This window comes from Streptomyces sp. SID5785, assembly GCF_009870065.1.
Classification (GTDB): Bacteria; Actinomycetota; Actinomycetes; order Streptomycetales; family Streptomycetaceae; genus Streptomyces.
Window position 1 is genome coordinate 1 of sequence record NZ_WWIA01001054.1, and the last position, 206, is coordinate 206.

1 pseudogene is annotated in these 206 nt (G+C 83.0%); it reads left to right on the top strand.

Annotation, left to right across the window (positions count from 1 at the left end):
- Positions 1-206 (top strand): annotated as a pseudogene (locus GTW43_RS34015) (hypothetical protein); the annotation flags it as partial.

Genomic DNA, 206 nt, shown 5'->3' on the forward strand with positions numbered 1-206 from the left:
GACCTCTCGGCGGGGGCGTCGCTGTCGGTGCTGGGCCTCGACGCCTTCGGCGCGGGCATCGCACTGCACGGGCACCTGGTGGCCGCCGTGCTGCTCGGGGCGGTGTGGGGTGCGGGCGCCGGGGCCTGCGGGGCGCTCCTCGCGTGCGCGACCGGCGCCGCGGGGGCCCGGGCCGCTCCCCTGGCCGCGCCGGAACCGCCGGGCCG